The sequence below is a fragment of the Paenirhodobacter sp. CAU 1674 genome (assembly GCF_029222945.1).
Classification (GTDB): Bacteria; Pseudomonadota; Alphaproteobacteria; order Rhodobacterales; family Rhodobacteraceae; genus Rhodobacter.
This window is the reverse complement of sequence record NZ_JARHUH010000001.1, coordinates 369,962-382,227: the sequence shown is the minus strand read 5'-3', so window position 1 is coordinate 382,227 and position 12,266 is coordinate 369,962. Positions and strand designations below refer to the sequence as shown.

13 protein-coding genes are annotated in these 12,266 nt (G+C 66.0%); 4 read left to right on the top strand and 9 right to left on the bottom strand.

The genetic code is table 11. The features are described from left to right. Positions 1 to 76: 76 nt before the first annotated feature. Positions 77 to 733, top strand: coding sequence for a thiamine diphosphokinase (locus P2G62_RS01785; RefSeq protein ID WP_275733132.1), 657 nt, complete (start codon positions 77 to 79; stop codon positions 731 to 733). Here P2G62_RS01785 and P2G62_RS01780 read toward each other — a convergent pair. Then, positions 654 to 1,613: a DMT family transporter gene (locus P2G62_RS01780; protein WP_275733131.1), complete on the bottom strand. Its 960-nt coding sequence runs from the start codon at positions 1,611 to 1,613 to the stop codon at positions 654 to 656. The genes P2G62_RS01785 and P2G62_RS01780 overlap by 80 nt on opposite strands. Positions 1,614 to 1,849: 236 nt before the next feature. Next, complete coding sequence (gene purU, locus P2G62_RS01775) at positions 1,850 to 2,734, bottom strand: formyltetrahydrofolate deformylase (protein WP_275733130.1); 885 nt, start codon at positions 2,732 to 2,734, stop codon at positions 1,850 to 1,852. A 202-nt stretch (positions 2,735 to 2,936) separates the two neighbouring features. Between purU and P2G62_RS01770 the strand changes: the two genes are divergently transcribed. Further along, positions 2,937 to 3,206 carry a DksA/TraR family C4-type zinc finger protein gene (locus tag P2G62_RS01770; protein WP_275733129.1) on the top strand — a complete coding sequence of 90 codons (270 nt, stop codon included), beginning with the start codon at positions 2,937 to 2,939 and terminating at the stop codon, positions 3,204 to 3,206. Between the two features lie 78 nt (positions 3,207 to 3,284). Here the strand turns inward: P2G62_RS01770 and P2G62_RS01765 are convergent, their stop codons facing one another. Next, positions 3,285 to 3,608 (bottom strand): 2Fe-2S iron-sulfur cluster-binding protein, encoded by a 324-nt coding sequence (locus P2G62_RS01765; RefSeq protein WP_275733128.1) that lies wholly within the window; start codon positions 3,606 to 3,608, stop codon positions 3,285 to 3,287. A gap of 166 nt (positions 3,609 to 3,774) precedes the next feature. On the opposite strand from P2G62_RS01765, the gene P2G62_RS01760 reads away from it, so the two are divergent. After that, entirely contained in the window at positions 3,775 to 4,302 is a 528-nt protein-coding gene (locus tag P2G62_RS01760) for a peptidoglycan-binding domain-containing protein (protein WP_275733127.1), read from the top strand. Positions 4,303 to 4,410: 108 nt separating this feature from the next. Here the strand turns inward: P2G62_RS01760 and P2G62_RS01755 are convergent, their stop codons facing one another. The 6 genes from P2G62_RS01755 to rpiA all read right to left on the bottom strand — a co-directional run bounded on the left by P2G62_RS01755 (position 4,411) and on the right by rpiA (position 10,631). Then, a complete protein-coding gene (locus P2G62_RS01755) occupies positions 4,411 to 5,820 on the bottom strand; it encodes a DegQ family serine endoprotease (protein WP_275733219.1) in 1,410 nt (469 codons plus the stop codon). A gap of 223 nt (positions 5,821 to 6,043) precedes the next feature. Continuing rightward, entirely contained in the window at positions 6,044 to 6,247 is a 204-nt protein-coding gene (locus tag P2G62_RS01750; RefSeq protein WP_275733126.1) for a DUF2065 family protein, read from the bottom strand. Continuing rightward, on the bottom strand, positions 6,244 to 7,131 hold the full coding sequence (locus P2G62_RS01745) for a protease modulator HflC (protein ID WP_275733125.1): 888 nt from the start codon (positions 7,129 to 7,131) through the stop codon (positions 6,244 to 6,246). The genes P2G62_RS01750 and P2G62_RS01745 overlap by 4 nt, the downstream gene beginning before the upstream one ends. After that, positions 7,131 to 8,267 (bottom strand): FtsH protease activity modulator HflK, encoded by a 1,137-nt coding sequence (gene hflK, locus P2G62_RS01740; RefSeq protein ID WP_275733124.1) that lies wholly within the window; start codon positions 8,265 to 8,267, stop codon positions 7,131 to 7,133. Before hflK ends, P2G62_RS01745 begins: the two co-directional genes overlap by 1 nt. A 78-nt stretch (positions 8,268 to 8,345) precedes the next feature. Continuing rightward, the gene (gene gor / locus P2G62_RS01735) at positions 8,346 to 9,701 is read right to left on the bottom strand and encodes a glutathione-disulfide reductase (protein WP_275733218.1); all 1,356 of its coding nucleotides are present in this window, start codon (positions 9,699 to 9,701) and stop codon (positions 8,346 to 8,348) included. Positions 9,702 to 9,845: 144 nt separating this feature from the next. Then, complete coding sequence (gene rpiA / locus P2G62_RS01730; protein ID WP_275733123.1) at positions 9,846 to 10,631, bottom strand: ribose-5-phosphate isomerase RpiA; 786 nt, start codon at positions 10,629 to 10,631, stop codon at positions 9,846 to 9,848. A 186-nt stretch (positions 10,632 to 10,817) separates the two neighbouring features. Here rpiA and P2G62_RS01725 point away from each other — a divergent pair, with 186 nt between their 5' ends. Further along, positions 10,818 to 12,197 (top strand): L-serine ammonia-lyase, encoded by a 1,380-nt coding sequence (locus tag P2G62_RS01725; RefSeq protein ID WP_275733122.1) that lies wholly within the window; start codon positions 10,818 to 10,820, stop codon positions 12,195 to 12,197. Positions 12,198 to 12,266: the final 69 nt, after the last annotated feature.

The following is a 12,266-nucleotide window of genomic DNA, read 5'->3' as shown; positions in this document are numbered from 1 at the left end:
AACAGAAAAAGGAAATTGTGGGGCATTTTATCAAAGCAGATTGTGTTCCCTTGCCTTAATCGGCATCAATCCGGCCATGTCACCGAAGATTATCCACTCACAAACCGGGGTTACGCTGCTGGGCGGGGGGGCCGTCACGGCCGTTGATGTCCATGATGCGTTGACAATCGCTCCGCTCCTGGTCGCGGCGGACGGCGGGGGCGACCGGGCGCTGGACCTTGGCCTGACCCCCGAGGCGGTGATCGGCGACATGGACAGCCTGAGTGCCGGCGCGCGTGCGCGTCTGGGCACGCGGGTGCATGAAATCGCCGAACAGGACAGCACCGATTTCGGCAAATGCCTGCAGATGGTGGCGGCGCCCTTCTATCTGGCGCTCGGGTTCACCGGGCTCCGTCTCGATCACACACTGGCGACGCTGTCACTGGTCGCGGCGCGTTCCGGGCAGCGGGTGATCCTGATGGGCGAGGAAGACGTGATCTTTCGCGCGCCACCCGACCTGGCGCTGGATCTGCCGCTGGGGGCGCGGTTTTCCCTGTTTCCCTTCGGTCCGGTTTCCGGGCGCTCCCGCGGGTTGCGCTGGCCGATCGACGGTCTGGACCTGACACCTGACGGACGGGTGAGCACCTCGAACGAGGTGGCAGGCCCCGTGCGGATCAGCCTTTCGGGGTCATGCCTTGTGCTGCTGCCAAAGGCGCATTTGCCGGCCGTGCTTGGCGCGCTGCAGCTGCGGTGACGCGCTCGCGGTGGATGATGTAAAGCCCCGAAGCGGTGATGATCGCCACACCGATCCAAGTCAGCGTATTGGGGAAATCGCCAAACACCAGATAGCCGAACAGCGTCGCCGTCAGCATCTCGAAATAATGCAGCGGCGCGAGCGTCGAAGATGGGGCAAATTTCAGCGCGTAAGTCATCGACATATGGCTGACCGTGGCCGCCAGCCCGACGCAGAAGACCCAGATCCAGAACACCCCCTGCGGTGCCGCGAACCGCCACTGACCGAAGTCCAGAACCCCGCCCACCGCCAGCATCGGCACGCACAGCACCGTCGCGGCCAGCGCGGTATGCAACTGCATCGTCACCGGATGCATCTGCCGCGACAGCGCCCGCGTCAGCAGGATATAGAGCGCGAAACACACGGCCGTTCCCAACGGAAACAGCGCAACCGCGCCGAACCGCGAAAACGAGGGCTGAATCACGAATAACGCGCCGATGAACCCCACCACCGAGGCGCCCAGCCTGCGCGGTCCGACCTCTTCGCCCATCACGAAGCGCCCGATCAGCAGGATCACGAAGGGCTCGACAAAGGCAATGGCCAGCGCATCGGCGATCGGCATCACCTGCACCGCCGCGACGAAGGAATAGGTCGCCAGGATCGAGACGAAAGCCCGCGCCAGCGTCAGCCGCAGCGCCGCCGGGCCGATCCGCAGGGGCAGCCGCATCGCCAGAACGATCGGCGCCATCAGCGCGGCCTGCACCACGAAACGCCCCAGCGTGATCGTGCCCACCGGAACCGCCTGCGCGGCCAGTTTCGAGGCCACGTCGATCAGCGGGGCGATCGCGCAAAAGCCCAACATCAGGGCAATACCGGGGAAGATGCGGTCGGTCTGGGTCATGCCCCCGGCTATCGCGCGCCAACTGCGGCGTCCATCCTGAAAACGACATGCGGGGGTGTGATTTCAGATCGTGAAAGGGGGGACGCCGCCCCCCTCTTCGGCTGCGCCGAATTCACCCCCGGGGATATTTCGGCCAGAAAGAACGCGCAAAGATGGTTTTCTTTCTGGTCGAAATATCCCGGGGGAGCTTCCTGAAAGGAAGCCGGGGGGCAGCGCCCCCGCCTGCCGGGTCGGGCTCAGCCCATCCGTTCCGAGGCGTAGCTGCCCGGGCTGGCGGGGAAGACCACCGTCTTGTTGCCATTCAGGAAGGTGCGGTGATGGATATGGGCATGGATCGCGCGCGCCAGAACCTGCGCTTCGACATCGCGCCCGAGGCTGACGTAATCCTCGGGGCTTTGGGCATGGGTGATGCGCACGGTGTCCTGTTCGATGATCGGGCCCTCGTCCAGATCGGCGGTGACGTAATGCGCCGTGGCGCCGATCAGTTTCACGCCGCGTTCATAGGCCTGCTTGTAGGGGTTGGCGCCCTTGAAGGACGGCAGGAACGAATGGTGGATGTTGATGATCCGGCCCGACATCTTCTGACAGATCGCATCCGACAGGATCTGCATGTAGCGCGCCAGAACGACCAGTTCGGCGCCGCTGTCCTCGACCACCGCCATCAGCTGCGCCTCGGCCTGGGGCTTGTTTTCCTTGGTCACCTTGATGTGGTGGAACGGGATGTCGTGGTTTACCACCACCTTCTGATAGGTCAGGTGGTTCGAGATCACGCCCACGATCTCGATCGGCAGGGCACCGATACGCCAGCGATAGAGCAGATCGTTCAGGCAATGGCCGAAGTTCGACACCATCAGCAGCACTTTCGTCTTGGCGGCGCCGGAATGGATCGCCCAATCCATCGCGAAACTGTCGGCCACGGGGCCGAAGCCTTCGGTCAGTGCCTCTTGCGTGGCGCCCTGTTCCGACACGAAGGTCACCCGCATGAAGAACCGGCCCGTCAGCGGGTCGTCGAACTGATGCGAGTCGGTGAGGTTACAGCCCTGATCGGCCAGATAATTCGCAATCGCCGCCACGATCCCACGGGTCGATGGGCAGTTCACCGTCAGCACATAAGAAGTCATCGCAGGTCCTTTTGCTTTGCTCCGGGAAGCCCGGGCCGTCGCCGCAGATTTGCCGTGGCGCCGCGCGATTGGCCAGCCGGATACGACCGCGCACGCGCGAAAAGCGGCGTCGGGCGCGTCGCAATCGGGAACCGGCGTTTCCGATAGTGGACAGCGCGTCAGAGCCGGGGCAGACTGCGTGCCTGCACGAAAGGGGGATGCGATGGCCGGCGGATGGGCACAGGACGGGGCGGTGAACGAACAGATCGAGGCCTCGATCGCGGATGAGCTGGCACGGCTGAAGGCGCGGCGGGGTCCGGTGGGCGAGAGCCTGACCCATTGCGCCGAGTGCGACGAGCCGATCCCCGAGGCGCGCCGCCAGGCCTTGCCCGGGGTCAAGCTGTGCATCGACTGCCAGAATGCGCGCGATGCCCGCCCGAAACTGCGTGGCGGCATCAACCGGCGCGGGTCGAAAGACAGCCAGATGAAATAGCCGGGCGCGTGCCTGCGCGCACGCTACCGCCGCGCACATGCAAAGGCCGCCTTGCGGCGGCCTGCGGGTGATCCGGGGTCAGATCTGTTTTTCGGGGATATGCACCACCAGACCGTCAAGATCGGGCGTGACCTTGATCTGGCAGGTCAGCCGCGAGGTGACCGGATCGGGCTTCCAGGCGAAATCGAGCATGTCCTCTTCCATCGAATCCTTCGCCGGCACCCGGTCGACCCAGGCGGGATCGACATAGACATGACAGGTCGAACAGGCGCAGGCGCCGCCGCAATCGGCGTCGATCCCGGGCACACCATTGTCGCGCGCGCCTTCCATCACGGTGGCGCCGGGCTTGACCTCGACCTCGTGTTTGGTGCCGTTGTGTTCGATGTAGATGATCTTTGCCATGGCTGCTTTCCATTGCTTTGGGTTTCGTGGCGGGGAGGCCGCGGATCTGTTGCCCAAGGTTTAGGGCAAGGGCGCGGGCTTGACCAGAGGGCGCTGTGCCGCGCTCTTTCCCCTTTGTGTGAAAGTGGATAGACTGCGTGCGAGTTTTTCCAAAGGCCGCGCCCGAATGATCCGCCTGACCTGTCTGCTTCCGGTCGCAGCCCTTGCGCTGGCCGCCTGCACCCCTGCCGCCCCGCCATTGCCCGACGCGCCCCCGCAACCCACGCTGGCGGGCGAATGGCGTGCCAAGCCGCCGCAACCGGGCGAGGGCGGGTGTTTCGCGCGCCAGACCCGACCTGCGGTGCTGGAGACCGTGACCGAGCAGGTCCTGGTCCAGCCCGAGCAGCGCGACCCCGCCACCGGCAAGGTTACGCGACCGGCGGCCTATCGCACCTCGACCCATCAGCGGATTGTCGAGGGGCGGGCCGAGATGTGGTTCAAATCTCCCTGTGCGGCGGATCTGACACCGGATTTCGTGGCCAGCCTGCAGCGGGCCTTGAAGGCGCGGGGGCTATACAAGGGGCAGGCGCATGGGGTCTTGGACCCCGCGACCAGCACTGCGATCCGGGCCTATCAGGCGCCGCGCGGGCTGTTGTCGGCCACGCTGTCGACCCGTGCGGCGCAGGAGCTGGGGCTGATCGCCTGGACCGAATAGCGGCGCGGGCCGCGCGCGCCATCATCCACCTGTGGCTGTGCAAAACCGGGCAGGCATGAAAAAGGCGCCCCCGGGGGCGCCTTTGCCGTTTCGAAAGGGGGATGTCGCTTACTCCAGCGGCAGCGCCACGAAGCGCGGCTCGCCGCCGCGGCGGATCAGCAGCAACACCGATTTGCGGCCTGCGGCCTTGGCCTCGTCGATCCGGGTTTCCAGATCGCTCAGGCTGGTGACCGGCAATTGCCCGGCCTCGACGATCAGATCGCCCGCCCTCAGACCCTTTTCAAAGGCGCTGCTGTCCTCGGTGATCGACTTGACGATCAGCCCGGCGGTGCCGGTGGGCAGGCCCATTTCCGTGGACAGACCCGGCGTCACCGGGGTGACGACCATGCCCAGCAGTTCCTTTTCCTGATCCTGCGGCGCGGTCACCGCGGCGGGCACGGCCTCGCCCTCGGCCAGTTCGCGCCGGCCCAGCGTCACCAGCAGGGTTTCGGATTTGCCCGCGCGCAGCACGGTCACCCGCACCGCCTCGCCGACCGGGGCATCGGCCACGCGGCGCACCAGATCGCGGGTGTCCTTGACCTCGCCGCCATCGAAACTGATGATGATGTCACCGGCCAGCATGCCCGCCTCTTTCGCGGGGCCGTCGGGCACTTCGGAAACCATCGCGCCCTCGGGTTTGGCGATGCCCATCGCTTCGGCCATGTCGGGGGTCACGTCCTGGATCTTGACACCGAGCCAGCCGCGGCGCGTCTCGCCGAATTCCTTCAGCTGCCCCACGACCTTGTTCACCACGTTCGACGCCATCGAGAAACCGATCCCGATCGAGCCGCCGTTGGGCGACAGGATCGCGGTGTTCACGCCCACGACCTCGCCCGCCATATCGAACAGCGGCCCGCCCGAGTTGCCCCGGTTGATCGCTGCATCGGTTTGCAGATAGTCGTCATAGGTGCCGCTGAGTTCACGGTTGCGCGCCGAGATGATCCCGGCCGAAACCGAAAATCCCTGACCCAGCGGGTTGCCCATCGCCATCACCCAGTCGCCGACCCGCATCTTGTCGCTGTCGCCGAATTTCACGAAGGGCAGCGGCTTGTCGCTTTCGACCTTCAGAAGCGCGATGTCGGTTTTCGGGTCGGTGCCGATCAGCTTGGCCTTCAGCTTGTCGCCCGAGAAGAACTCGATCTCGATCTCGTCGGCGCCTTCGATCACATGGTTGTTGGTGACGATATAGCCGTCTTCGGAAATCACGAAACCCGACCCCAACGCGTTCGAGCGGCGCGGGGTTTGCGGGCCCTGCGGGCCGGTCGGGCCGTCGGGGAAGCCGAAATCGCGGAACAGATCCGAGAAGGGAGAGCCATCGGGGAACATCGGGCCCTGATTGGCCGGGGCGGCGACCATCGTCGAGGTGGTGATGTTCACGACCGAAGGGCTGATCTGTTCGGCCAGATCGGCGAAGCTTTCCGGGGCAGCGCGTGCTTCGGCCTGGGCCATCGGCACCACGGCAAGGCTGACTGCGAGCATCGTGGCGCACAGTGCGGTGCTCAGACGCAGACGCGCGGAGTTAAGTGCTGACAGGGACTGGTTTTTGATCGTCATGCTTGGCTCCCGATTTCCTCTGGACCGGTCACGGAACGCACGCGCCGGTTTCCCCCTGATAAATACCTAAGGGCAGGGCGGGGCAAATGAAAGCCTGTCGCGCGGGCTCAATTCGATGTGAGCCGGTTGTGAGCGGCAAAAAAACGCGTCAAATGCCGCCGGTTGTCCAGCGCAGCAGCGCCAGGATCGCGACGCCTGCCGCAAGGCCCGCCAACCCCAGCAGGCGCCGCCCTTCGGGGCCCAGCGAGGCCAGAAAGGCCAGCGCCTCTTCGATACGCGAAGGGGCCAGCGCAAGCGCCAGCCCCTCGATAATCAGAACCAGCGCAAGCCCGCTGATCAGCGCGTGGATCATTGCGCCGCCGTTTCGCCGATGCTTTGCAGGAAGCGGTCATAGTCGAAATAGACGCTGTCCGGCTGGGTCACGAGCGAGGACGAGCCCGGCTTCATGCTGCTGGCATAGAACTGCAGCGCGCGGGTGAAGGCAAAGAAATCGGCGTCCTTGCCATAGGCTTCGGCATAGATCCGGTTGGCTTCGGCGTCGGCCTCACCGCGGATGATCTCGGCCTGTTTGCGGGCCTCGGAGGTCAGTTCGACCACGGTGCGGTCGGCGGTTGCGCGCACGCGTTGTGCGGCCTCGCCGCCCCGGGCGCGTTCATCCGCCGCCTCGCGTTCGCGTTCGGCGCGCATCCGGGCATAGGTGGCCGAAAGGTTCTGGTCGGGCAGGTCGGTCCGGGTCAGGCGCACGTCGATGATGTCGACGCCCAGTGCCGCCGCCTCACGCCGGGCCAGATCGCGGATCTGGTTCATCAGCGGCGTCCGGTCGGCCGACAGGACCGAGGTCGAGGGCACCGAGCCCAGAACTTCGCGGATCGCGGCATTGATGATGCTGTCCAGACGCGATTTCGCGACCTGCTCGCCACCGGCACCCACGGCTTCGCGGAAGTTCACCAGATCGACGATGCGCCAGCGCGCGAAAGCGTCCACCACCAGGCGGCGGTCATCAAGCGGCGTCACCTCGAGCGGGCGGGTCGGCAGGCTCAGGATGCGGTCGTCATATTTGACGACTTCCTGAATCAGCGGCAGCTTGAAGCCCAGACCGGGGTCGGTCTTGATCTGCTTGACCTGGCCGAATTGCAGCACCAGCGCCTTTTCGCGTTCGTCGACCACGAAGATCGACGACAGCGCGATGCCGGCCACGATCACGGCAGCGGGGATCAGAAACGGAGCGCGGGCCATCAGTTCGTCCCCCCATTGGTCGGTTTGCGCAACTGGTCAAGCGGCAGATAGGGCACCACGCCCGAGCCGCCAGCGGTCTGGTCGATGATGACCTTGTTCACCGATCCAAGGATTTTTTCCATGGTTTCCATGAACATACGGCGTTTTGTTACCTCGGGCGCCTTGATGTATTCGGCATAGACACTGCTGAAGCGCGCGGCTTCGCCCTCGGCGTTGTTCACCGTCTGGGCGCGGTAGGCCTCGGCCTGTTCCTTCAGCTGCGCGGCTTCACCGCGGGCGCCGGCGGTCACCTGGTTGGCATAGGCGTCGGCCTCTTTTTCCAGCCGGTCGCGTTCCTGCTGGGCGGCCTGCACGTCGCGGAAGCTGTCGATCACCTCGCGCGGCGGATCGGCGCGGTTGAAGTTCACGCGCACCACGTTGATGCCCGCGTTATAGCTGTCCAGCGTGCCCTGCACGGCCTGACGCAGGTCGGCGGCGATCACGCCGCGGTCGCGGTTCAGGATCGGCGCCAGTTCGGACCGCGCGATGATGTCGCGCATCGCCGATTCCGACACCGCGCGGATCGTGTCCTCGGGGTCGGCCAGGTTGAACAGGTATTTCGCCGGGTCGGTGATGTTCCAGACCACCTGGAATTCGATGTCGACGATGTTCTGGTCGCGGGTCAGCATCAGGCCGGTGTCCATGTCGCCGCCGCGCCCGGTGCCGACATCGGTCGTCTGTTCGCGGGTGACCTGCACGATTTCGGCGGTGACCACCGGCCAGGGGGCAAAGTTCAGGCCCGGGCCGCCGGTCGACTGGAACTGGCCGAACATCAACTCGACCGAGCGTTCCTCGGGTTTCACGGTGTAGAACGACGCATAGGCCCAGAGTCCCGCCGCCGCCAGTGCCGCCAGCGCCAGCGTCGAGCCGGTGAAGGCCGGGCCCGAAGGCAGGTTGCCCGAGGGGCGCTGACCGCCGGTGCCGCCACCGCGCCCGCCCATCAGCACGCGCAACTGTTCGGAGCCCTTCTTCATGAACTCTTCGATCTCGGGGATCGGGGCGCCTTCGCCGGGGCGGCGCTGGCCGGGGCGATTCTTGTCGCGGCCGCGATCGTCGTCACCGTCACCGCCGGTGCCCCAAGGTCCTCCGTTGCTCATCCTGTCCTCACTTCTTCCATCTGTTCCATTGCCACTTGGGCATGAGTTTGCCGATTTCAACCGCCCGCAGCGGCGGAATCACGCGTGCCGCACAGGTTTGCGCATCGTCACCAGCTCTTCGGCCATGGTGGGATGCACCGCGCAGGTCGCGTCGAACTGTGCCTTGGTTGCGCCCATCTTGATGGCGATGGCCACCATCTGGATCATCTCGCCCGCATCCGGGGCCACGATGTGGCAGCCCAGAACGCGTTGCGTTTCCTTGCACACCACCAGTTTCATCAGCACCCGGTCGTCCGCCCCCGCAAAGCTTGATCGCATCGGACGGAAGGCCGAGACATAGACCTCGATCGGGCCGCGCTCGCGGGCGGCCTCTTCGCTCAGGCCGACGGTGCCGAATTCGGGCTGGGTGAAGACGGCCGAGGCGACCAGATCGTGGTCAACCTTGCGCGGCATCGCGCCAAAGACGGTATCGGCAAAGGCGTGGCCTTCGCGGATCGCGACCGGCGTCAGTTGAATCCGGTCGGTCACGTCGCCCACGGCGTAGATCGAGGGGATGTTGGTCTGCGACCAGTCGTCGACCTTGACCGCGCCATTCTCGGCCAGCTCGACCCCGGCCTCGGCCAGCCCGAGCCCCTCGGTATAGGGCACGCGGCCGGTGGCATAGAGCACCGCATCGAAGGTGTCGTCGCGCAGATCCGAGCCGTGGATCTTGAGGCCCGCATCGGTCTTTTCGATCCGGTCGATCACAATGCCGGTGTGGATCGCGATACCGTGCGCCTGCATCTGCGCCACGATCAGATCGCGGCATTCGGCATCAAACCCGCGCAGCAGGGCCGAGCGGTTGATCTGCGTGACCTGCACGCCCAGCCCGGCCATGATCCCCGCAAATTCACAGGCGATATAGCCACCGCCGACAATCAGCAGGCGTTTGGGCAGTTCGGGCAGCTGGAAGATCTCGTTCGAGGTCAGAACATGTTCGCGGCCCGGGAAGTCCGGCACGAAGGGGCGCCCGCCGGTCGCGACCAGAATATGCTTGGTGGTAACCACCTGACCATCGGCCAGCCGCACCTCATGCGGGCCCGCGACGGTCGCGCGCTGGTCATAGACCGTGACGCCCGCGTTCTGCTGGCCCGCGCGATAGATCTTTTCCAGCCGGGTCAGTTCGGCATCGAGCTTGGCGCGGAAGGCGGTCCAGTCGAAGCCGCCGATCTGCGCGTCCCAGCCATAGGCGCGCGCTTCCTCGACCGCGCCGGGCATGCCCGAGGCATAGACCATCAGTTTCTTCGGAACGCAGCCGCGGATGACGCAGGTGCCGCCCATCCGGTATTCTTCGGCCAGCGCGACGCGCGCGCCATGTTCGGCCGCCGCGATGCGCGCCGCACGCACACCGCCCGAACCGCCGCCAATCACGAACAGGTCATAGTCAAAGCTCATCTCGGCCATCGCCCCTTATATCTTGCGTTCCCCCATGCCAGATAAGGGCTGCGGGGGCGGTTTCCAGCGTCCAATATGTCGCGGCCGCAGCAAAAGCCCGGATCGGGCTGTCGGCCCGCGCGCGCGGCTCGGGCTGGCCTGCCGTCAGTCCAGATCGCTGAAGATGTTGCTTTCCTCGGCAAAGTCGATGCGCTCATGCGCGACGGTGCCTTCGTTGATGTCGCGGATCTCGACCTTGCCATCGGCGCCGCCGATGATGACCTTGTCGCAGATGTCGATGAACAGCCCGTTTTCCACCACGCCCGGGATCTGGTTCAGCACCAGGCTCAGTTGCCGGGCATTGCCGATCCGGTTCAGGTGCAGATCGACGATATAGTTGCCCTCGTCGGTCACGAAGGGCTGGCTGCCGTTCAGCCGCAGCGTGGTGGTGCGGCCCAGCACATCCATGCTGACCAGCATTTCCTCGATCAGCGCGCGCGAGGTCTGCCAGCCGAAGGGCACCACCTCGACCGGCAGCGGGAAGCCGCCCAGCTGTGCCACCTCTTTGGCGGCATCGGTGATGACGATCATCTGATCGGAGGCGGTGGCCACGATCTTTTCTTGCAGCAGCGCCCCGCCACCGCCCTTGATCAGGTTCAGGTCGGGGTCGAATTCGTCGGCGCCGTCGATCGTCAGGTCCAGCCATTTCGCCTCGTCCAGCCCGACGACGGTGATGCCCACCTGCCGCGCCAGATCGGCGGTGCGCGAACTGGTCGGCACGCCGGTGATCCGCAGGCCTTCCTCGCGCACCATCTCGCCCAGGCAGCGCACCATCCAAGCGGCGGTCGATCCGGTGCCAAGGCCCACTTTCATGCCGTCTTCCACGAAGTCAACGGCACGGCGGGCGGCGGCGAATTTCGCCTTGTCGATCGGGGAAAGTTCGGCGGGCATGGGCAGCTCCTGCAAGGGGTTTGCGGTGGTTATAGGCAATCGCCCGCCCGCGTGCGAGACCGAATCGGCCCGAAATTGCATTGGCGGATGCGCCGGGGCTTGCGCGTTCGGGCGCTCAAATGTCGCTTTGGCACTGTCGGGCCGGGCAATCCGTGGCATCGTGGGGGCCGGGAAAAGGGGCCACGGATGTTTCTGAGCGTTTTCGATATCTTCAAGATCGGGGTCGGGCCGTCCTCGTCGCACACGATGGGGCCGATGGTGGCCGGGGGGCGGTTTCTGGCGGCCCTGCGGGCCTCGCCCTTTCAGGCGGCGGGGCTGCGCGCGCGGCTTTACGGCTCGCTCGCCTTCACCGGCAAGGGGCACGCGACCGACCGTGCGACGATCCTGGGGCTGGCGGGGTTTCTGCCCGAAACCTATGACGCCGCGGCCGCCGAGGCCGCGCTGGCGGCCAATCGCGATACCGGCCTGCTGACGCCCCCCGATCTGGCGCCGCTGCGGTTCGATCCGGCCCGCGATCTGGTCTTCGACTACGGCCCCGCGCTGCCCGGCCATGCCAACGGCATGGTGATCGAGGCGCTGGACGCCCAAGGCGACGTGCTGCTGCAGGAAACCTATTATTCGATCGGCGGCGGTTTCGTGCTCAGCGCGGCCGAGGCCGAGGCCGTCACCGACCGCGCCCTGAGCGCGCCCAGCCCGGTGCCGTTCCCGTTCCGCACCGCGGCCGAGATGTTGCAGATGGCGCATGGCGCGGGGCTCAGCATCGCGCAGATGAAACGGCGCAACGAGGCGCGGTTCCGCACCGAGGCAGAGATCGACGCGGGGCTGGCGCGGATCTGGGCGGTGATGAGCGATTGCATCGCACGGGGCCTGACGCAGGACGGTATCCTGCCCGGCGGGCTCAAGGTGAAGCGCCGCGCCAAGGCGATTCATGCGGCACTGCTGGCCGAACGCGGCCAGAACCTGACCGCGCCGCATGTCATCAACGACTGGATTTCGACCTATGCCATGGCGGTGAACGAGGAAAACGCCGCCGGCGGCCAGGTGGTCACCGCGCCCACCAATGGCGCGGCGGGCGTGGTGCCTGCGGTGATCCGCTACTGGCTGGATCATGTGCCCGGCGCCAGTTCGGCCCGGGTGGGCGAGTTCCTGCTGACCGCCGCCGCCGTGGGCGGCATCATCAAGACCAATGCCAGCATCTCGGGCGCGGAATGCGGCTGCCAGGCCGAGGTCGGCTCCGCCGCCGCGATGGCCGCCGCGGGGCTTGCCGCGGTGCTGGGCGGCAGCCCCGAGCAGATCGAGAACGCGGCCGAAATCGCGCTCGAACACCACCTCGGGATGACCTGCGATCCGGTCAAGGGGCTGGTGCAGGTGCCCTGCATCGAACGCAACGGGCTTGGCGCGATCAAGGCGATTTCCGCGGCGAGCCTTGCACTGCGCGGCGACGGCACACATTTCGTGCCGCTCGATGCGGCGATCGAGACCATGCGCCAGACCGGGCGCGACATGCACGAACATTACAAGGAAACCAGCCTCGGCGGGCTGGCGGTCAACGTCCCGAACTGCTGAAGCCGGGCAGGGGGCGCTCGCGCCCCCTCGGGGCTGCGCCCCTTCCCCCCCTGAGGATATTTTGCCAGA